General features: G+C 43.6%; 21 protein-coding genes. 8 read left to right on the top strand and 13 right to left on the bottom strand.

Features of this window, described 5'->3' with window-relative positions; translation table 11 throughout:
* Window positions 1–82: 82 nt before the first annotated feature.
* The 4 genes from fadE to purM all read right to left on the bottom strand — a co-directional run bounded on the left by fadE (window position 83) and on the right by purM (window position 5325).
* Window positions 83–2548 carry an acyl-CoA dehydrogenase FadE gene (gene fadE, locus JN178_RS09420; RefSeq protein WP_202265562.1) on the bottom strand — a complete coding sequence of 822 codons (2466 nt, stop codon included), beginning with the start codon at window positions 2546–2548 and terminating at the stop codon, window positions 83–85.
* Between the two features lie 386 nt (window positions 2549–2934).
* Window positions 2935–3678, bottom strand: a complete 744-nt coding sequence (locus JN178_RS09425) for a DUF3108 domain-containing protein (RefSeq protein WP_202265564.1) — start codon at window positions 3676–3678, stop codon at window positions 2935–2937.
* Window positions 3638–4288 carry a phosphoribosylglycinamide formyltransferase gene (purN, locus tag JN178_RS09430; RefSeq protein WP_159624744.1) on the bottom strand — a complete coding sequence of 217 codons (651 nt, stop codon included), beginning with the start codon at window positions 4286–4288 and terminating at the stop codon, window positions 3638–3640. The genes JN178_RS09425 and purN overlap by 41 nt, the downstream gene beginning before the upstream one ends.
* Window positions 4285–5325, bottom strand: a complete 1041-nt coding sequence (gene purM / locus JN178_RS09435; RefSeq protein WP_202265566.1) for a phosphoribosylformylglycinamidine cyclo-ligase — start codon at window positions 5323–5325, stop codon at window positions 4285–4287. Before purM ends, purN begins: the two co-directional genes overlap by 4 nt.
* A 334-nt stretch (window positions 5326–5659) precedes the next feature.
* Between purM and JN178_RS09440 the strand changes: the two genes are divergently transcribed.
* Both JN178_RS09440 and hda read left to right on the top strand, forming a co-directional pair.
* A complete protein-coding gene (locus tag JN178_RS09440; RefSeq protein ID WP_202265568.1) occupies window positions 5660–7060 on the top strand; it encodes a DUF2066 domain-containing protein in 1401 nt (466 codons plus the stop codon).
* 6 nt (window positions 7061–7066) lie between these two features.
* Window positions 7067–7804, top strand: coding sequence for a DnaA regulatory inactivator Hda (hda, locus tag JN178_RS09445; protein ID WP_202265570.1), 738 nt, complete (start codon window positions 7067–7069; stop codon window positions 7802–7804).
* Window positions 7805–7820: 16 nt separating this feature from the next.
* Here the strand turns inward: hda and JN178_RS09450 are convergent, their stop codons facing one another.
* Genes JN178_RS09450 through arsC form a run of 4 tightly spaced genes read right to left on the bottom strand, consistent with a single transcriptional unit; the run spans window position 7821 to window position 11151 of the window.
* Window positions 7821–9767 carry a hypothetical protein gene (locus JN178_RS09450; RefSeq protein ID WP_202265572.1) on the bottom strand — a complete coding sequence of 649 codons (1947 nt, stop codon included), beginning with the start codon at window positions 9765–9767 and terminating at the stop codon, window positions 7821–7823.
* A 10-nt stretch (window positions 9768–9777) separates the two neighbouring features.
* Window positions 9778–10197: a DUF2069 domain-containing protein gene (locus tag JN178_RS09455; RefSeq protein ID WP_159624735.1), complete on the bottom strand. Its 420-nt coding sequence runs from the start codon at window positions 10195–10197 to the stop codon at window positions 9778–9780.
* A gap of 1 nt (window position 10198) precedes the next feature.
* Window positions 10199–10798, bottom strand: a complete 600-nt coding sequence (gene wrbA, locus JN178_RS09460) for an NAD(P)H:quinone oxidoreductase (RefSeq protein WP_202265574.1) — start codon at window positions 10796–10798, stop codon at window positions 10199–10201.
* On the bottom strand, window positions 10798–11151 hold the full coding sequence (gene arsC / locus JN178_RS09465) for an arsenate reductase (glutaredoxin) (RefSeq protein WP_159624731.1): 354 nt from the start codon (window positions 11149–11151) through the stop codon (window positions 10798–10800). Before arsC ends, wrbA begins: the two co-directional genes overlap by 1 nt.
* A 183-nt stretch (window positions 11152–11334) precedes the next feature.
* On the opposite strand from arsC, the gene JN178_RS09470 reads away from it, so the two are divergent.
* The gene (locus JN178_RS09470; protein WP_232369739.1) at window positions 11335–11859 is read left to right on the top strand and encodes a TlpA disulfide reductase family protein; all 525 of its coding nucleotides are present in this window, start codon (window positions 11335–11337) and stop codon (window positions 11857–11859) included.
* 8 nt (window positions 11860–11867) lie between these two features.
* On the opposite strand, the gene JN178_RS09475 is transcribed toward JN178_RS09470, so the two are convergent.
* Entirely contained in the window at window positions 11868–13331 is a 1464-nt protein-coding gene (locus tag JN178_RS09475; protein WP_202265576.1) for a M48 family metalloprotease, read from the bottom strand.
* Window positions 13332–13632: 301 nt separating this feature from the next.
* On the opposite strand from JN178_RS09475, the gene JN178_RS09480 reads away from it, so the two are divergent.
* Window positions 13633–14709, top strand: a complete 1077-nt coding sequence (locus JN178_RS09480; protein ID WP_159624725.1) for an AI-2E family transporter — start codon at window positions 13633–13635, stop codon at window positions 14707–14709.
* Window positions 14710–14755: 46 nt separating this feature from the next.
* Here the strand turns inward: JN178_RS09480 and JN178_RS09485 are convergent, their stop codons facing one another.
* A complete protein-coding gene (locus JN178_RS09485) occupies window positions 14756–15664 on the bottom strand; it encodes a LysR family transcriptional regulator (protein ID WP_202265578.1) in 909 nt (302 codons plus the stop codon).
* Window positions 15665–15764: 100 nt separating this feature from the next.
* On the opposite strand from JN178_RS09485, the gene JN178_RS09490 reads away from it, so the two are divergent.
* Window positions 15765–16487: a CPBP family intramembrane glutamic endopeptidase gene (locus JN178_RS09490; protein WP_202265580.1), complete on the top strand. Its 723-nt coding sequence runs from the start codon at window positions 15765–15767 to the stop codon at window positions 16485–16487.
* 42 nt (window positions 16488–16529) lie between these two features.
* On the opposite strand, the gene JN178_RS09495 is transcribed toward JN178_RS09490, so the two are convergent.
* From JN178_RS09495 to JN178_RS09505, 3 genes are all read right to left on the bottom strand, one after another.
* Window positions 16530–16811, bottom strand: coding sequence for a hypothetical protein (locus tag JN178_RS09495; RefSeq protein WP_202265582.1), 282 nt, complete (start codon window positions 16809–16811; stop codon window positions 16530–16532).
* A 179-nt stretch (window positions 16812–16990) separates the two neighbouring features.
* Complete coding sequence (bcp, locus tag JN178_RS09500; protein ID WP_159624719.1) at window positions 16991–17455, bottom strand: thioredoxin-dependent thiol peroxidase; 465 nt, start codon at window positions 17453–17455, stop codon at window positions 16991–16993.
* A complete protein-coding gene (locus JN178_RS09505) occupies window positions 17433–17996 on the bottom strand; it encodes a glycine cleavage system protein R (protein WP_202265584.1) in 564 nt (187 codons plus the stop codon). Before JN178_RS09505 ends, bcp begins: the two co-directional genes overlap by 23 nt.
* Before the next feature lie 449 nt (window positions 17997–18445).
* Here JN178_RS09505 and dapA point away from each other — a divergent pair, with 449 nt between their 5' ends.
* The 3 genes from dapA to purC are packed head-to-tail and all read left to right on the top strand — an operon-like array spanning window position 18446 to window position 21172.
* Complete coding sequence (gene dapA, locus JN178_RS09510) at window positions 18446–19330, top strand: 4-hydroxy-tetrahydrodipicolinate synthase (RefSeq protein ID WP_202265586.1); 885 nt, start codon at window positions 18446–18448, stop codon at window positions 19328–19330.
* A 12-nt stretch (window positions 19331–19342) separates the two neighbouring features.
* The gene (gene bamC, locus JN178_RS09515; RefSeq protein ID WP_202265588.1) at window positions 19343–20446 is read left to right on the top strand and encodes an outer membrane protein assembly factor BamC; all 1104 of its coding nucleotides are present in this window, start codon (window positions 19343–19345) and stop codon (window positions 20444–20446) included.
* A gap of 12 nt (window positions 20447–20458) precedes the next feature.
* Window positions 20459–21172: a phosphoribosylaminoimidazolesuccinocarboxamide synthase gene (gene purC / locus JN178_RS09520; protein ID WP_202265590.1), complete on the top strand. Its 714-nt coding sequence runs from the start codon at window positions 20459–20461 to the stop codon at window positions 21170–21172.
* The last annotated feature ends 73 nt before the right edge of the window (window positions 21173–21245 follow it).

Genomic DNA, 21245 nt, shown 5'->3' on the forward strand with positions numbered 1-21245 from the left:
TGTCAGATTAACAGACTAACCAAATAAGAAAGGCCGCTATTAAGCGGCCTTTTTAGTTAGAAACGTGTAATGGTCAACGCGCTTACGCTGCCTTGCCACCACGCTTTTTAGTCGATGCACTAGACGAGTTTATCTTTGCTACCAATTCTTCGTGGTCGAAATCGTCAACGTTGATGGTACGCAAACGACCCGCTTCAGTTTTACGCAGCAGATTCGCTTCGTCTTCGTTGATAACGCCTTCTGCAAGCGCTTCATCAGCAAGCTTTTCAAGTTGCGTGAATGGCAACTTAGCTTTCTTATGCTTACAAATACGCTCGAAAATTGGCTCGCTTGCCAAAACGTCATCAAGCGTCTGCTCAAGGTCACCCATTAAGCTGCCTTCTTCGCGAGTTAAGTACTGGCCATAGCCTAAACGGCTACGTGCAGAGCAAGGCGTTTGTAGCATTTGCGCAATGGCATGCTCTGTTTTATCAGATGGCTTGCCAACACGACGGCCAAATGGAATAACCATAGCGCGCATAACGACTGCAATGGCTTTATTCGGGAAGTTCGCCAAGAAGTCATCAATAGCGGTTTCAATGTCGTGTAGGGTAGTTTGCATTGCCCAATGAAGAAGAGGTAAGTCTTCTTTTAAGCGACCTTCTTCGTCGAAACGCTTAAGTGTTGTACTGCCTAAGTAAAGGCCACTTAGAATATCGCCTAAACGCGCAGATAAGCGTTCACGACGTTTTAAATCACCGCCAAGTACACCCATTGATACGTCAGTAAGCAATGCTAAGTTTGCACTATAACCCTGTAGAAGCTTGTAGTAGCGAGCTGTTTCATCAGTAAATGGTGCACTGCTAAACGCGCCGTTAGTTAACGAGAACCAGACGCTGCGTACAGTGTTCGCTACGGCAAAACCAATATGACCAAATACCGCTTTATCAAAGGCTTTCAGCGCTTCTTTTCTATCTTCAATTGAAGCTGCTTCAATTTCCTTAAGAACAAACGGGTGACAGCGCATTGCGCCTTGACCAAAGATCATCATGTTTCGCGTAAGGATATTTGCACCTTCAACGGTAATAGAAACAGGCACACCTTGATAACCACGACCAAGGTAGTTATTTGGCCCAAGCATTACGCCTTTACCACCGTGAACATCCATTGCATCGTTGATAACTTGACGCATTTTTTCAGTTAGGTGGTATTTACAGATTGCCGAAATTACCGAAGGTTTTTCGCCAAGGTCAACACCAACGGTTGAGAAGCGCGTCACACCATCCATCAAGTAAGCGTTACCGCCGATGCGAGCCAGCATCTCTTCAACCCCTTCCATATGACCTACAGGCATACGGAATTGACGACGAATACGAGCATACGCACCAGTTGCCAGTGATACCGACTTAGCGCCACCTGCTGCTGATGAAGGAAGAGTTATACAACGACCCACTGACAAACACTCTACAAGCATACGCCAGCCGCGACCCGCCATTTTCGGACCACCGATGATATAGTCGATAGGCACAAAGATATCTTCACCCTTAATTGGACCGTTTTGGAATGGCGTATTAAGTGGGAAGTGGCGGCGGCCAATTTCCAAACCTTTGGTGTCACGCGGAATAAGGGCACACGTAATACCTGGCTCTTTATTGTCGCTAAGAAGACCGTCTGGATCTTGAAGCTTAAACGCGAGTCCAATAACCGTCGCAACCGGCGCAAGAGTGATGTAGCGCTTGTTGAACGTAAGGCGCATACCCAATACTTCTTCACCGTTGAATTCGCCTTTGCAAACCACACCCACATCAGGGATCGCACCCGCATCTGAACCTGCTTCAGGGCCGGTAAGCGCGAAACAAGGAATTTCTTCACCTGCTGCAAGACGCGGTAGATAGTGGTCTTGTTGCTCTTTGGTACCGTAGTGCTGAAGTAGTTCACCTGGGCCTAATGAGTTAGGAACACCAACAGTGCTCGATAATACAGCGCTGACACCGGCCAACTTTTGTAGTACACGAGATTGCGCATAGGCAGAAAACTCTAAACCACCGTATTGCTTCTTAATGATCATAGCGAAGAACTTATGATCTTTTAGATACTGCCAAATCTCAGGAGGTAGATCGGCATCTTTGTGATTGATTTGCCACTCGTCTACCATAGAGCATACCGTGTCACACGGACCGTCTAGAAACGCTTGCTCTTCAGCAGTCAGACGCCCTTTAGGGATGCGGTGTAACTTATCCCAGTCTGGCTTACCGCTGAAAATATCACCGTCCCACCATACAGTACCAGCATCAATAGCTTCTTGTTCTGTGCTTGACATTTCAGGCATCACTTTGCGATAGAACGCAAGTAGTTTAGTTGAAATGTATTGCTGTCTGATGTTCGATAGCGTGAAAGGAAGTGTTAATGCTAGGTATACCACCCAGCCTAAAAGGCCGATATCGCCAAAGAGGGTGCCTAAAATCATGACACCTGCGCCCATGGCAACTGCCGTTACCAAGCTGGTGCGTTTATAGCTAGCAACCGCTAGTGTCAAAACCACCAGTAAAAACCATATAAAATCTGCCATACTTCACTCCTGAAAGGCGTTGAACATTATACAGGTCGCTGCTCAATTGGGGTGAGCACTTCACAATGCACCAGTGCAAATTGAGGTCAGACCAGCATGCTGTAAACCTATTATTTAATAGGGCAAAGATCAAGATTTTTACATGAATATTGTATTAATAACTGCATAAATAATAGGGTGCATCTATTAGTATAGCTGTTGCTTATAGATCGCTATTCAACATGCAGATAAATAGCGGTATTTGAAAAGAATTTAATATTTGTGGATGGCAACATTAATGCACAATATAAACGCACTAATGTTGTGCTTAAAACAAACTGCCGAGTTTAACAAGATGTTAAACTCGGCAGAGTTAATACGATGAAAAAAGACGATACCAAAATCGACTACAGCTCAGTGAATGACTTAAGCTTTATGTCACCTTGTTCATCGCCTTCTTTAAACTGTTGTAAACGCACAAGTGCATAGTTTAACGAAGGGGCAAACCATGCAAACGTCTCACGTTTTTTTGAGTCTCGAATAAGCTTCACCTTCACTGCCTCAATCTTGCCATAGGGCAGGGACAGTGTTTCATTATCTACAACTTCAACGCCGTAATGACGCAACTCACCACGGTAGTTTACGAAGTCATAAGAGAGTGAAGTTTTTCCTTCTGCCAGCTGCTTAGCAAGGTCTAGACGGTATATTTGATTATCAAACTCACCGTTCCAATCAAAAGTATCGCCATTTTCGACATTAATTTTACCGTTACCCTGATGACTAAACGTGACTTTTAATGCTTTATCTGGCCCAGTACCAGAACGATCGTAAAAGTACTGTGATGGCACAACAGTGTTATCACTTACAGTAAAAATCGAGTGTTCACTGCGTTTATCAGACAGGAAAAACTTAGATACCTTTGACGTATATAGCAGCGAATACTGATTGTTACCTAATTTAGATAACTCTATGCTGGCTTCGCCAACATCATCGTCCCATTTATACGCGGTATAGGTTGCCTTGTAGGGCGTAAGCGACAGTGTGTCGCTTTGGGAATCTTGTGCCATTGCTGACAAAGACAGTGTCAGCAATGTGCAACTTACAAGCCCTTTACTCGCTCGCATAACCAGATTCTGGAAGTTCTTGATCATCTAAAACAGCCTTATTGTTTCGCATTTTAAGTCGACCCGCGCTGTACCAAGATAGCACAAGTGGATAAATGCGGCGCTCCTGCTCTTGAACACGCTCGGCTAAATCGCTTGCTGTATCATCTTCAAACACCGGTACTCGGCTTTGAATAATGACAGGACCACCATCTAACTCGGGTGTTACAAAATGAACGCTAACACCGTGTTCAGTGTCTGAGTTATCAATAGCGCGCTGATGCGTATTCAACCCTTTGTACTTTGGCAACAAAGATGGATGAATGTTCACTAATTTTCCAGAAAAATAGTTTACAAACTCAGGTGTTAGAATACGCATGAAGCCTGCAAGCACAACACAATCGGCACCAAATGCGTCGATTTGTGCTTTCAAGGCGTTATCGTAATCGATGCGGTCTTCATATTGCGTATGATCAATACATACTGCTTCAATGCCTGCTTCTTTTGCACGCTCTAAACCGTAGGCATTTGGACGATTACTGATCACACCACTAATTTGTGCATTCAAACGGTGTGCTTTTATTTCATCAATAATAGCTTGTAAATTACTACCATTACCCGAAATTAATACACATAACTTAGTCACAGCTTCACTCACGCGTTGATCTCTACTTGCTCTTCGCCGTCTTTGGATTCAATGTCACCAATTACCCACGCGTTTTCGCCGTGCTGTTTAAGGATAGACAACGCGTTGTCTACGTCTGCTTCGTCAACAACAATAACAAGGCCAACACCACAGTTAAAAGTACGGTACATTTCGTGGCGCGTCACGTTACCGTTCTCTTGCAACCAAGAGAAAATGGCAGGCCATTCCCATGTAGATTCGTTAATAACGACTTTGGCATCTTCAGGTAGTACGCGAGGGATATTTTCCCAGAAACCACCGCCCGTGATGTGAGAGATTGCGCTAACTTCTACTTCTTCTAATAGGGCTAACACCGACTTGACGTAAATACGCGTTGGTTCAAGCAACTGGTCAATAATTGGTTTGTCGTTAAGGTTCTCATTAACGTTAGCACCGCTTACCTCAATGATTTTACGAACCAATGAATAACCATTTGAATGCGGACCAGATGAACCTAATGCAATGAGCTTTTGGCCAGGTTTAACATTTGTGCCATCGATAACCTTGTCAGCTTCAACAACACCCACACAGAAGCCGGCTATGTCATAGTCGCCGTCATGGTACATTCCAGGCATTTCAGCTGTTTCACCACCAATCAAGGCACAGCCTGCTTGTTGACAACCTGCGCCAATACCAGTTACCACTGATGCTGCAACATCAACGTCAAGCTTGCCAGTGGCGTAATAATCAAGGAAGAACAAAGGTTCGGCGCCTTGAACAATCAGGTCGTTTACGCACATTGCAACAAGGTCGATTCCCACACCATCATGACGGTTGGCGTCCATTGCAACTCTTAGTTTTGTACCAACACCATCGGTGCCAGATACAAGAAGCGGCTTTTTATATTTAGTAGGGAGCTCGCATAACGCACCAAAGCCTCCTAAATTACCTTTCACCTCGGGGCGGTGTGTTTTTTTGGTAACAGATTTAATACGTTCAACAAGTTGATTTCCTGCGTCGATATCTACGCCTGCATCTTTGTAACTTAAAGAGGTTTTATTTTCGCTCACGTTTGGGCCCTGGAACTAAGAGGTAGAAAAACGCGGATTCTACCAGTAAGTAGACACAAGTCCAATTTGTCACAGGGTTTTTATGGTCTTTTTTTTGCAGAAGTTTTTCTAGGTTTTGCCTATTTAAAACAGATGTTGACCAAAAGGTTAGTGCTAAATTGCTGGTATCGAAAAACAATGTGTCACAATCTTTTTCATTTTAAGGATGAAATTAGCCCCAATATAAAAGAGAATAGAAATCTTAAGCGTATTAGCCTTGTGTAACGTAATGATGAAGTTAAATTCATAAGGTGTTAAAGGTAACGGTTTGGTTTTAAAAACGAATGGAGATTGGATGTTAACAATGGTTAAGCGCAACGCTAGTCATTATGTTAGTCGCGTATTTAAGGGCGCAAGGATCGCAGGTGTGTGTGCATTGTTGACGTTAAACGCTGTGCCCAGTGTTTTCGCTGCACAACGTGTCATTGTCAATGAAGCGCACATTGAAGTAAGCGACCAAAGCCAGCGCACACAACAAGCCGCATTAAAGGAAGCGCTTAAACAGGTGTTCGTAAAAATGTCTGGAAGCACTGCGGTTCTCGACAATGCAGGCGTAAAAGCGGCACTGCGTACACCCCAAGCGATGTTACGTTCTTATCGTTTCGACTTTGACGGGAATCGCACATATTACGTTGCCGAATTTGATAACACTAAGCTAACAGAGCTGCTTCAGCGTGAAATGTTACCGCTGTGGGGAGACCGTCGCCCAGAAACTATTGTCTGGATAGCGCAGGATGTATCTGATGAAGATAAACGCGTTATTCTTGAAGAATCTTCACAATCAGAACTTACTCTCACGTTAAAGCAGACAGCTAAAGAACGCGGCATTCCACTTAGCTTGCCGTTAATGGATCTCACCGACAATGTGAATATCACTACATATGACGTGTGGGGACGATTTGTTGAACCTTTGCAATCGGCCTCAGTGCGCTATGGCATTGATAACATCATTGGTGCACGGGTGTATAAGAACGATCCTACCGTAATACCCGAGTTACCAGAAACTGTTGTTGCTTCTGGCACGGTCGACGCGTTAGAGGACGTGCTCGACAGTGAACCTGCGCGTATGTCTGATCAAAATATTGAACGTGATACGCCAGAGGGTGTTACCAACAGCAATAATGATATCAGTGCCGACAGCGACGTCATGAAGGAAACTGAAATAGGCGACAATTCAGCGTTGGGTATGGCTTCAACGAATGCTAATACACAAGCGCAACCGCTGGCCCCGTTTACGATGGACGAATTTACTCACTATGCGAAACGTGCAGACGAGGGTGATTTTGCATTGGATTGGGTGTTTATAGGTGGTGGCAAAGTGAGTTATGGCAGTATCTATGGCGACACACCTGAATTACTTGCCAGTGAACTTGTCGATGCGTATTCAAATTATCTATCCTCTTTGTATGCTGTTGTGGGTATAGATGCCTCGGAGCGCGAAGTGCTAACCGTGTCTATCGCAAATGTAGGAACCATTGGCAGTTATGCGAGTGTTAAAGCCTATCTAAACAGTTTGAGTGTTATCGAAAGCGCGACATTAATTGAGCAATCAGGCACGGTAGCGACTTTTGCGCTCACATTAGTAGGTACGGTTGACGACCTATTAAATAGTGTTCGACTTGAGACGAAATTGCGGCCAGTCACTGATGCACATGGCGAATCAGTGGAAGGGCACAGCTTTTACTGGAGTAATTAGAAAAGCATGCAATTACCTTTGCCAGTGACACTGCCTATCGACGAAAACTTTGATAGTTTCGTCAATATAGGTAATGAAGAAGTGGTGGCGCTACTAGAGAACATCGTTATAGCGCTCCCTGACTGGCGTCATGCACAAGGGCTAGGGCATTTGTCTACACTCAAACTTCCCCTAGTTACTTTGCTCGGTGCGTCGGCTATTGGTAAAAGTCATTTGTTGTTTGCTACATGCCATCAACTCGCTGAAAAATCAGTTAATCACTTGTATCTTAATATGAATGATTTTCAGGCTTGGTCTTACGATATTTTCGAAGGGCTCGAGAATTTATCAGTACTTGCCCTTGATAATGTCCATGCCATTGCGGGTGATGAAAGATGGGAAGAAGCACTCTTTGACCTGTTAAATCGCGTGAGTGAAACACAGCATACGCTGGTAATATGTACCAGTCATTTAGGACCATCAAACCCTGCATTTACACTGCCAGATCTGCGTTCTAGGCTGGCGTGGGGTGTTATTTACCACGTTAATCACCTTGATGACGCAGGGCGTGAAGAAGCCGTGCGACTGAGAGCGGCCGAAAGAGGGCTTAAACTGTCGAATCAAGCGCTACAATTTTTGCTGAATCACAGTGAGCGCGACTTAAAGAGCCTAATGGCCTTATTGGCAAGACTTGATACACGCTCGTTGCAAGAACAAAAACGCTTGTCAGTGGCAATGGTTAAACGTGAACTAGGCCTTATTTAACCCCTCATTACATTGCTTACTGATATTTGCCGTTATCAATGCGTCTTATCATTTCTAATTCATCACTTACCGTAAGTGTGTTCGATCCGTCTTGTTGATTGTGAGATGCGTTACTTTCAACAACATCAGTCTTGTTATTTGATGACACACCAAACGACACGGTCTCACGCCATGATCTATCAGTTGGAAGCATAATAGGTGAGGGTAGGCTCGCTTGAATGTCAGGTACATTGAGATTGGGCAGTATGCGGCTCACTGCGTAGTCTACTCTCGGTTTTACGTTATCGTCACTTACCCGGTTACGCTGACCCCATGTAATGGTAAAGCTACCATCATCAATACGCTCTTGAGCAAATAATCCAAGGTCGGCACTGACACCCAACCGATACAACATCATGAACCGCTCAAAGAGGGTGGCGATGTCTTCGCGCTCAGTATAGTAAGAATAAAACGATACTGCGCCGTCAGTTTCGAACCAATTGGCTATCTGTAATGCGGTGTAATTACGCTGTGCTGCTGTGGCTGTTTGGCCTCCATAGCGAACTTGCGCAACAGCATGTAGTTGCGATGAGGTGAGTGGCAACGCATTAGATAGCGATGTAGAAATCGGTGCGGCATCATTGTAAGCGGAAAGTGGGCTCTCGCTAGGGGCTAGGTTGTCCCATTCTGTGTAATCAAAGAAGTCATTGGCGTGTCCAAGTTCGTGATATAACAGCCATGTCAGTGCAGCTTCAACTTCACTATCACTTCGTGAGAGTCTATCAGCAGCGTTAAAGCTTGTTAGAATGGGAAAGTAATACTCTCCCTCCTTTGTATAACGCCAACTACTCGTAAAATCTAAGTCGCTACCAAATCCGCTGCGATAATCTGGGCGTGTATTGATGGTGTCGCGCTCTTGCGGTGTGCGCCAAAAGTTGTTTGCGTCTAAATAAATTGCCCCAGTAGCAACCCAATAGTATGAAGGCCTAATATCGTAAGATATAACTACTGCCGTTGTTGCTCTAAGCAGTTTAAGCATATCCTCTTTGCTTTGCGATGTTTCTAAAAAGCGTTTAAATGCGTCACCCATCCAAGGATGCGACACATAGGTTCTATCTAAGATATCTTCAACAGAAGGAGACTCTGTTTCTTGACCAATTAGCGGGAGAGTTGAGAAACGACAGCTACTTTTTACTTGGTTATTGTAAACGCATTGGCTAAGTGCTGATGCATAAGGGCTATCAGGCCTATACGGTTGCATATGGCTGCTTACCGTTTCATTCGTGTCGTTATCGACAAAGAAACCGTCAAGGTCAACATCAACGTTCTTGACTACCACTGAGGCACTATCACTGAGTTGGGTCCCGTTTGATAATGTTAGGGTCGCGTTTATGGTAATAATACTGTCTGCACTAACACGCGGTGCTTGAAAATAGATGTTATGGCTTAAATCACCGTCATCGAATGAAAACCCGTTAACTTGTGGTCCGCGAGTTTGTGTCCAATCAATGGCGGTAACGGTAAGACCGTTAAGGTTTTGGGTATTTACTGATAAAGAAACACGGCCGCCTTCAGTGGCTTCATGACCTAGGCGTAACACCGCCATAGGTTCATTCGAATTGGTTACTGATAATGTAAGTACATCATCTAACCGGCGTCCATCGTCTAAGGTTAATTCAACACTTACTACGTAGTCGCCTGCACGTTGTGCGTCAAAACCCACAGCTTGGGTATGTGCACCGAGCGGCGGTGAATCTAGGTTTGTTACTTGCCAGGCAATAGCAGTAATCTGTCGCCCTGATGGGGCTACTACAGCAAAATCGACACTATCACCGACGCGAGCATCAGTTGGGCCATCTATAGTAATGCCTGTCGGTGAGTCTGTTACAGGTGGAGAAGCTGGCGAATCTGAACCCGAGCCACCACATGCGGCGATAAAAACAAGTCCAAACCCCGCAGCAAGGTAAAAACGCCAGCTTTTCATAACTCTACCTCTATTGTTGGCCCTCAAAGTAGGCTTTCTCTTCTTTCATTTCTTCTTTGAGTTTCTTGAGTCCTAAACCAAGTTCTCTACCGCGCTTACGTGCAAAAGCGCTACAGCCCACAAACATACCAGTACACAAAACAATCTCTATGATCGCATACCAAAATTCGGCGGGAACAGCGTAGGCAACAGTGCACCCGTGAATAAGATAAAACAAAACGACAAAGTTTGCCCATGCGTGTGTGTAGGGTTTACCTTTAAGCACGCCCCAATATGGAAGCAGTAGCGGTAGTATGTAAAACAGAGCAATAAAAATAGGTGAGTAGGTGTGCTCCTTAGTAAAAGTAAATTGCCACAATGTTATCCAAACGATAAGTAATGTGTGACTAACTAATGCGAGATAGCGAAAGAAACGCGTATCGGGTGCCATATTATTTCTCCGAGGGTGCTTGTTGGCTAAGTGCTTTTGCAAAGCGCGCTAGCCGTTTACCTTGTGCCATACACAACGCTTTTTCGTCGTCGCTCAATTGTTGCGGGTTGGCAAAATCATGGTGTGCCACATGACTAACGCCGTAAGGGCTGCCACCTGTCGTTGTACTATGTAGCTCGGGTTCACTATAAGGTAAACCACACACTACCATGCCATGGTGAATTAGCGGTAGCATCATAGATAACAGCGTAGATTCTTGACCACCGTGCATCGATGATGATGACGTAAATACACATGCTGGCTTATCAATTAGCGCGCCTTTAAGCCACAAACTGCTTGTTGAGTCGAGAAAGTGCTTCATTGGCGCGGCCATATTACCAAACCGAGTTGGACTCCCTAATGCCAATGCGCTGCATTGTTCCAGCTCTTGTAATGTCACTGTTGCAACGGGTGAGCGATCATCGTCTTCGCTTGGGTTTAAGCTTGGCACAGTACGTACAATAACAGGCACATCAAGCGCGCTCACGCCTTGTGCTATGGCGTCGGCAAGGCGCTTTGTACTGCCATTTCGGCTGTAGTAAAGCACGAGAACAGGTGACATTATAAAATATCCAGTACTGATTCTGGTGGGCGGCCAATTCTGGCGGCATCGCCATTAATTACAATAGGTCGTTCGATGAGCTTTGGTGTTGTCGCCATCGCCGCAAACAGCTGCTGGTCAGTCACGTTACTATCACCTAAATTGGCCGCTTTGTACTCGTCTTCTTTGGTACGCATCATCTGGCGAACTGATTCAAGATTAAGTTTTTTAAATATGTCCTTAATTTCCGACTCCGATAAGGGGGCTTTGAGGTACTCAACGATAACGGGCGTGACGCCTTTTTCTTCTAGTAGCGCAAGGGTTTGTCTGCTTTTAGAGCATCGCGGGTTATGAATAATAGAAACATCTGTCATGGTTATTCTCATCGTTAGTCTTGTTTAACACGTTGATTTGTTAAGTTGTTGATTTAGTCAACCTTGATGCCACATAGTATACCTATATTTAAATAGTTGTTTTTAACTAAATGCATCTGGCAATATGAATGAAATGAGTGATGCGATGTGTCGTCATCACGAAATGAATACAAGGGTGTATGTGTGAACAAATTGGTTAAAAAGCTCGGTGTGTTGGCGCTTTTACTATGTGCTGGCGTTGCTGGAGTAATGAGCTATCAGCTCTTAATCGCGCCGCAACAAAATAAAATACAGCATGACTTTCGTATTCTAAGTGGTCAAAAATACACATGGGGCGATTTAACCGAACACTGGGTTGTTATTAATTACTTTGCCCCTTGGTGCGCACCATGTTTACGAGAAATGCCGGAATTAAACGCGTTTAATAGACAATTGCCAGAGAATACGCTTTTGTTCGCAATTAATTACGATAGAAAGAGTGAGAGCGACCTTAACGAGATGGCAGAGAAGTTCAATATTCATATCCCCATTATCGTTGCAGAGGATAGTACCGTTTTACCTATGCAAAAGCCTTCTTACCTGCCAGCAACATTTATTATTGGGCCTGATGGAAAAGTAGCAGACACGATAATGGGAGAGGTAACATCCAAGGAAATAAAACGCCGCCTTACAGAAATGCAGAGCGGCGTTGTCACCATAAGCAAGTAACGCGCATATTACAGACGTTGTAAGCGTTCTTCTTGATCCCTAAATTGCTTTATGCGCGCTCGAATGCGTTGTTTTTGTAGGTGGTCATCACCGGCAAAGTTATAGGCATACTGCAATTCGTCTACCGCACGATTATAGGCACCGTAAAGGGCGTAGACCTCCGCTTTGCTTTGATGCATCTGAGAAAAGCGTTTGGCTTTTTGATACGCTTCACTCATTAATTGATGGGCAATTTGATAGTCTTTTTTCACTAATAGAAAATCTTTAAGTAACTCTATTGCGGCATCATATTTCTGAGCGCTAATAAGTGCATTAGCCTGATTTAACGCCAGTACTTGATTTCGAGGGTTATGCGTAACATGGGGTTCAAGCATTTGCACGGCTTTAAGCGGCTCGCCGAGTGAGATATAGATATCGGTCATCGCGTCTAGATAAAACAAATTACTTGAATCATTGGCGAGTAGTTTCACCATAATGTCTTGCGCTTTTTCGGTTTCTTCAGCACGCAGGTAGGCAAGCGCCAGGCCATACAAACTGGCTTCTTTGCTGCGCTGAACCTTTTGTTCAACGGATGCTTGAAAATATTCAACGGCGTAATCGGCATCAAATGAATAGCGTGCTTTGATACGTGCTTTCGCTAGCTCAAACTGCTTATTTATCGGTAAGTTGCGGCGCGGATAATCGTCTGCACGATTTCTTGCATCAGCAATACGCGTTTCGGTTAATGGGTGAGTGAGCAGGCGTGCAGGTGGTCTTGACACCATGCGGTACTCTTCCGCCATTGTCGAGAAAAAGCTTGCTGCGGCTCTTGGATCAAATCCCGCCCGTGCCAGCATGGTAATTCCAATTCTATCGGCCTCTTGTTCGTTGGTGCGCGTATAGTCAATCTGCAGTTGAGCAGACGCCGCTGAGCCAGCTTGCATTGCGGCAATACCCGCTTCTGGGTTTGCCATTGCTATCAAGATACCGCCAATCATAGACGCAATAGCCAAAGGTGATGAGCGTTGTTGCGCTTGCATTCGTCGCGCAATATGGCGCTGGGTTACGTGTGAAATTTCGTGAGCAAGTACAGATGCCAGCTCGCTTTCATTTTCCGCTCGACGCATTAAACCCGTGTGCACGCCAATGTGACCACCAAAAAATGCAAACGCATTAATAGCATCATTGTTTACCCAAAAAAACTCAAAGGGAAATTTAGCATTCTCGGCATGCACTACAAGGCGGTTGCCCAAGTCTTGCAAATACTCATCAAGTACAGGGTCTGAAATAAGGGGGCTTTGACCGCGCATTTGACGCATTACCGCATCTCCAACGATCATTTCCTTATCAAGCGATATAGCATCAGATGCTACAACACCTATTTCTGGGAGTGCATTTTTATTGCTGTAATTGGCGTCTTGCGCTATGGCCGTTAGGCTTGCAGTAAGCGCAAAAGAAAGAGCAACCAGAGATGTTGAAATCTTTTTTATCATGAACCTACAAATTCTGAACACGTTATATTGCTAACTACTTAGAGCGCTAAGTTGTTAAACAGTTTCAATTTTTATCGTTTCTTTTGTACATTTACTCGTGATTAACACAGTTATACCACTATCAGACCTATTTAGTAACACGCTCATCGACAATTTACGTGAGATTTACCGCGTTAAAACAGACTTTGAATAACATCATACCAGTTTGATTTTCAAAGATTCTTACACTCTTCGTATTGCTAACAACTAGCGCAATAAACTATGATGCCTGTCCTATTCTTTGGTTTATCTAGGCGACATTATGATTAGCGTTTTTGGTCGATGGTACCGACGCAAATTTTCCGATCCTGATGCAGCAATGCTGCTAATACTGATCCTTTTCACCACTGCAATTTTATTGCTGTGGGGCGAACTAATCATGCCAGTACTGGTAGCGGCAGTCATTGCCTATCTGCTCGACTGGCCGGTGACACGACTGGTCAATATAGGTGTAAGCCGCACTTTATCTTGTGCCGTTGTTTTGATGGGCTTTATCACCCTAACGATATTCACCCTCATAGGTCTAGTGCCGATTATTTCAAAGCAAAGCGTAAATCTTATTCAGGAAACACCATTAATATGGCAAAAAGCACAGGAATGGATCTTAACCTTACCTGATAAATATCCTGACTATGTGCAGGTGTATCAAATTCATCAAATGATGGAAGGTCTGAATGATAAATTGGTAGAGGTGGGTGAGACATTGATCTCTGCGTCTTTTAGCAATATCGCAAATTTGGCAGCGCTATTGGTATACGTGATTTTAGTGCCTCTCATGGTTTTCTTTATGCTGAAGGATAAACTGTTTTTCCTCGACAGTATTTCACGCCTTCTACCCAAAGAACGTCGCCTTATTACGCAAGTTGGCCATGAGATGAATTCTCAGATTGCCAATTATATCCGTGGAAAGGTTATTGAAATCATCATTGTAGGCGTGGTGAGTTGTGTCACCTTTGTCTTAATGGACTTACGATACGCCATATTGCTGGGTGTGTTGGTAGGGTTTTCGGTATTAATTCCCTATATCGGCGCCGCGGTTGTCACCATTCCTGTAGCGGTAGTGGCTATGTTTCAGTGGGGGATAACCCCAGAGTTTTGGTATTTGATGATAGCCTACGGCATCATTCAGGCCCTTGATGGTAATTTATTGGTACCATTATTATTTTCAGAAGCGGTAAGCTTACACCCGCTTTACATCATCATCGCCGTTTTGGTATTTGGTGGGTTGTGGGGGTTCTGGGGTGTATTTTTTGCCATTCCATTGGCAACGCTTGTTAAAGCCGTGGTCACTGCTTGGTCGAGTAACCCTGTTGTGGTCACTGAACCGGTAGAATCATAACGGCAACGGAATAAAAAAGGGGCAATGAGCCCCTTTTTTAGTGGTGTTAAGCGTTTGCCCATATATCCCGCTTAGCTAAGAAAAAGTCAATGAATGCTTTCACTTTTGGCTGATGGTGCCTTACGTTGTGATAATAAATAAAGACTTTCGCTTCTTGCCACCAATAATCCTCTAGTACTGGAATAAGTTGCTTTGCCTTAACGGCATCGTCGATTTGTTTAACATCGTCACCGGCATTAACTAAACCAAGCCCTGCTATGGCTAACTCTACCATTCCAGTTACGCTGGCAACGCGTTGGTTCAGCGTACGGTAAATAGGGCTCCCACGCTCTTGCAGCACTAATACGTTTGATGGCTGATTATGAAGGTAACCTACAATGTCGTGTGAGTCTAAATCATCAGGGTGAGACGGTAGGCCACGTTTTGCAATGTAATGTGGTGAGGCATAAACGCCATAGCGTGAAGTCCACAAATCTCTGCGTTTTAGGTTAGGGCATTGCTCGCCTAAATACTCGCCTATCCCCCAAAAAATATCGTAATCGTCTTCTGCAATATCAATAAGCGATTCTTTGACATCAAGCTCGACATTTATATTGGGGTATGTATCGAGGAATAGTGGTAACCAAGGAACGATTGTCTCGTCACACAACATCGGTGATTGAAACAATACCCGAAGTGTTCCACTTACAGTGCCTGATACTTCGTCAAGCCAGTTAAGCAATGATGCTTGGCTTTGCGCTAGTTTCTCTGCTTCATTTTTAAACTTGTAGCCAAACTCTGTTAGCGCTATACGTCGTCCAGTGCGGATAAACAAAGGATGCCTGACGCGTTCTTCTAACGATCGCATTTGTTTACTTAGGGCCATTGCGGATAAGGATTTTTTGTCCGCGGCCTTTGATATTCCACCCAGTTTAGCTACCAGCAAAAAAGAATCGATGAGCTCAATCTTTATCATAGTAAACTTTTAGTTTAGTTATCATAAAATAGAATATTATTTATTTAATATGATTGGTCAATATCATAGGCAACGATTACCCATTTAGGCGAACTACACTATGATGTTTATCGAAGTACTCTTGTTATTGTGTTTTGCATTATTACCAGCCATTGAACTTATTGATTCAGGGAGCACGAAGCAAAGAATAACAACCGGCAAAATAACCAAGGTGCGGGCTTATCAAGAAACGATATTACTATTGCTTGTGCCCACCTCGTTGCTTTTCACTTTAATGGCTCTGGGTGACGTATCGGCGCATGAGTTGGGATTGGTCATAGATTTTAACGTATCACAATGCCTTGCTTTTTTAGGGGTAGTTGTGATCGTTGGTTATCTATTAATAAGTTTTCGTAGCGTGGTTGATAATGAGAGGGAACTAGCCAAAATTGCGAAACAACTCAACGGGTTCCACTATTTACTTCCAAGTAATGTAAATGAAGCAAGATGGTTTATCGGTGGTGTCTCTGTGTGTGCAGGTGTTTGTGAGGAACTACTTTTTAGAGGCTATCTATTGCACGCGTTGGATGAATATATTGGTTTACCTTTATCAGTCGTAGTATCGAGTGCTTTATTTGGCTTGTGCCATGTCTATCAAGGTTGGAACAATGTATTGCGGACAGCGCTTGTCGGCGCGGTATTGTCGATAATTTACGTTTTAAGTGGCTCTCTTTATGTGGTTATTATCCTGCATTTCTTACAAGATGCGTACGTAGGGCTCTTATATTTTATTACGCAAAGAAAACACGCTGATAATTACAGTTCGAGTTATTCTAGCCGGTAAAAAAAGCGGTAAAATAGAGCGCCGATATCACTGCGCGTCGCACTATCTACATGTTTCCTTGATGATGCGTTTTTGTGTTTCCATGTCTTCCTTATTTTCTTTCGATTGCGCTACAACAAGGTCGACTTTCGCGTTATTACATTTTTCAGATAGTGTTTTGCTCATCAGATAGTTTTGGTCGCGTTGTTGCTGTACAACACCGCGCAGGCCGTTATATTCGGTTCTATTCTCTGGCGCTCTGTCTTCTTGGTAAGCGGGAGCCTGAGCACTAGTGCAGCCAGTAATAGCAAGAACTAAAAAATAGAGATAATGGGGTTTGAACATAGCTTTCAAATGCAACAATTGTTGTTTCAAAAATTGAATCGAATAGCAATGTTAACCAAGTTGTTTTGATTAAATAAACCGATAGTACAAAAGGTGAAACGAAAACGTGAGCTTTGGAGCGTAGCTAAAAAAAAGCCCCTTTAAACGAGGGGCTTTTAATACACAGTGCTTAGAATTATTTAGTTATTCAAGTAGTCCAAAACAACAATGTGGTGTTCTTTCGTTTTAAATTTATTAAACACATGTTCAATGTCACCGTTCTCGTCAATCAAAAACGTTAAACGGTGAATCCCGTCATATTCCTTACCCATGAACTTTTTAGGGCCCCATACGCCAAACGCATCTGCAACAGCATGGTCTTCATCGGAAAGCAGCGTAAAGTTTAAGCTCTCTTTTTCGATAAATTTAGGCAGTCGTTTTACGGCATCAGGGCTTATCCCTAAAACCACGACATTTTTCGAAGTCAACTCATTGTTGATATCGCGTAAGCCCTGCGCTTGGACTGTGCATCCTGGTGTCATTGCTTTTGGATAAAAATAAACAAGTACTTTTTTTCCAGCAAAATCTGCTAACGAGACCGTTTCGTCATTTTGGTTTTGCAATGAGAATTGTGGTGCTTTATCACCAGCCTGTAACGTTTTCATTAGGATCCTTTTTCTGTTTATCGACAACTTTACCTGTGACATTTAACGTAGCAAACAGGGCCATTAGATCAGATTCTAAGGCATCTAAGTTATCCGATGCGGGTAAAGACACCACAAATTTGCATCGCATGTTGTCTTTGCCGGTCAATTTATCTTTAAATGTGCGCTGTCTAAACGCGCTAATCATGGCATGGCGCTCGGCAAAAAAGCCCGTAACAGACTTAATCAAGCCTGCTGCATCTTCGCCGCTAAACTCTACATTAAATAAGTGTTCTAAATTTTGTTTTTCGTGGTGGCTCGTGCGCTTCATCATCGACAATAGATCAAGGCGCTGAAACAACGCTGGCAGTATACACTCTGCCTTTGTAATTGCACTTTGTGTTCCCTCGATTATCATTGTAAGCGAGAACTCGCGTCCGTAAATTGCCTGTCGGCTATCGAGAATATTACATTGCGCCTCAGAAACCGTGCTGGCTATTTCGCTGAGAATGCCACTCTTGTCTGTTCCCAGAATAGTGACAATAAGTTGGTGTTTTGACATCTAGTATTCTTCAAGCTCTAAGGCACAATGGCCGCTGCTGTTTTAAAAGCGTGTAAATTGTCAGATATCCACCTAACATCGGCGACTGGCAAAGTCTGTGTTTTTTATGTAAAAGCACGGTGTAGCGCCAATCGTTTTTTGACAAATTGCACACGTAAAATTTTATACGTTGGTTGGTTTAACCAGCTGCCGATAGCAAATTCGCTATAAAATCCCCCGACTTGTTATATCTGCCAAATGGGCTGCAGTTAACAAGGGGATGAATTTTAAACAACACCCGTTAAATTCCCTAACTAGCAAGATGTTAGCACAGAGTTTTTTTATAAGTCAGTGCCTTTTTCAACGCTTTGAATAAGATATTGTCAAATACTTGTCATTTTACGCACGCTATCACTTGTGTTTAAGCACTGACGTATTTAACATGTGCGCTCACATTTTGCGGAGAGATTATGTTTACTGGTAGTTACGTAGCACTCGTCACGCCGATGTTTCAAAACGGCGATATTGATTACAAGTCTCTAGAGAAACTTGTAAAGTTTCATGTTGAGCAGGGTACCCACGGCATTGTATCTGTTGGGACAACTGGCGAATCTGCGACACTTCCTTTTGATGAACACGTAAATGTGGTTAAAGAAACGGTGGCGATGGCCTCTGGTGCAATTCCGGTAATTGCAGGAAGTGGTGCTAATTCTACCGCTGAAGCGATTTTTCTTACTGAACAGTTAGGTTCGGTAGGTATTGATGGCTTTCTAAGTGTAGTGCCATATTACAACAAGCCACAACAAGCCGGAATGATAGCGCACTTTAACGCTATTGCAGATGCAAGCGATCTTCCCGTTCTTCTATATAACGTCCCAGGCAGAACCGTTGCCGATATGCTGCCAGAAACTGTTGCAGAACTGGCAAACCACAAAAATATAGTGGGCCTTAAAGACGCAACAGGCAGTATTGCTCGCCTTAAAGAAACACAACCTCTTGTTCCCGATGATTTCGTGCTACTAAGTGGCGACGATGGCACAAGCGCAGAATTTATGTGTGAAGGTGGACATGGGGTCATTTCCGTTACGGCTAATATAGTGCCGAAGGCGATTGCACAAATGTGTGAAGCTGCACTTAATAAAGATTTTGATAAATGCCGCGATATTGACAGCACGATTTCGTTGCTTCATAGCGAGCTATTTATCGAGCCAAATCCAGTAATGCCCAAATGGGCATTATATAAAATGGGCATGATGGAAAGCGCAGTTATGCGATTACCTATGGTTTTACCGGAACTATCAAGCCAAAAACGTATCGAAAAACTACTAAAAAAATACGCATTGATTTCTGGTTAATAAGGAACACAGATGAATAGAACGCTGGCTATAGCAAGTTCAGTGGCGATGGTTGCACTTGCAGGTTGTTCAAGCCAAACAGATAGAAAGACCGCGTCGGGTAGCTATGAATATTTAAAAACTCAAGAACAAAAAGTTTTACAGGTACCTGCCGATTTAGATTCTCCTAATTTTTCTGATGAATTCGCTTTACCACCTTTAGGTAAAGACGCTGATGCCACGCTTGTTGGTAAAACACTAGCAGTACAGTCTCCTGCTTTGGTGTTGCCATTAGTGACAGGCTCTCATGTCGAAGAAGGTAAGAACTCTGCAACAATTTGGTTCGACCAAGTTGATGACAGCCAGCCGCTAAGTCAGGCTATTTGGAATTCACTTTTAAGTTTTCTCGACGAAGAAGGCATTGGTGTTGACAGCTTCAGCCCAGAAGAAAAACTACTGATCACAGACTGGATGATCATTACCAAAGAAATAGATGGTCCTTGGTATAGTTTTATTGACGAAGAAAGTGAAATTGGACGTCGATTCGAGTTTAGTCTAGACGTTAAACCACATGGGCGCAGTGCTGCACTAACGGTAAAGCTTAAAGACTATATGCAAACACTAGGCAACGACGTAGTTGCAGATGTGTCTTCAATGCAAGAGCGTCGTGAAGAAGTTGAAGTACTAAACCAAGTTATCGGTCACTACGAGTATCAAATCCAGTTGGCTGAAACTCGCCGAATTGCAAGAATTCGTCAGGGTATCAACACCGAAATGGGCTTTAACGCCGATGGTGATGCAGCGTATGTCGTTGACGCCAAATACGATGTTGTATGGCCTAGAATGCTGTTGGTGCTAAGAAAGCTCGGTTTTGACGTTAAAGATTTAGATAAATCGAACGGCCTGTTGTTTGTGACCTATAATGGTGATCAAGGCAGCTGGTGGGACGGTTTATTTTCAGGCGATAAAAAGCTACTTAAGAAAGGCGATTATCGTTTGAAAGTTGCTCAAGCAGGTGCAGAGCGCACTTCAGTAACTTTCATGAACAATGAAAGTGTACCGTTTGAAGCAAATCAGGTTTCCGACCTTTACAGTGCATTTGCTGAGGTCATGTCAGAAGATAACCTTGATATATAACTGAGACTGAGAATGGAAAAACGCGATGAGCTTTACCGCGGTAAAGCAAAAACTGTTTATTACACTGATGATAGCGACAAGCTAATTCTTCACTTTCGCAACGATACGTCGGCGTTTGATGGTGAGAAAATTGAGCAGCTTGAGCGTAAGGGTGAAGTAAACAACAAGTTTAATCACTTTATTATGACTAAGCTTGAAGAGGCTGGCATTGCAACGCAAGTTGAAGCGCTTGTTTCTGATACTGAGTCTTTGGTTAAGAAGCTCGACATGATCCCAGTTGAGTGTGTAGTGAGAAACTTGTCTGCTGGTTCACTTGTCCGCAGACTTGGTGTGGAAGAAGGCAAAGAGCTTAACCCACCTATTTTCGAGTTTTTCCTCAAAAACGATGCACTTCATGATCCTATGGTCAATGACTATCATATTTTGTCATTTGGTTGGGCAACTGAAGCACAAATTGCTGAAATGAAGGCATTAACCTTTAAAGTAAACAGTGTACTTAAGCAGTTGTTTGATGATGCAGGTATGCTTCTTGTTGACTATAAACTTGAGTTTGGCGTTGATAAAGATGGCAATATTGTACTCGGCGATGAATTCACGCCAGACGGCTGTCGTTTGTGGGACAAAGAAACCCGTAAGAAAATGGATAAAGACCGTTTCAGACAGGGGTTAGGTTCAGTCGTTGAAACCTACATTGAAGTGGCAGAACGCTTAGGGCTTTCGCTTTAACGGCTGCACAAATAATCGAATTGAAAAGAGGACCATAGCGGTCCTCTTTTTGTTTCTATAATTATTTCCATTT

Origin of the sequence: Alteromonas sp. KC3, from assembly GCF_016756315.1 — a bacterium.
GTDB lineage: Bacteria > Pseudomonadota > Gammaproteobacteria > Enterobacterales > Alteromonadaceae > Alteromonas.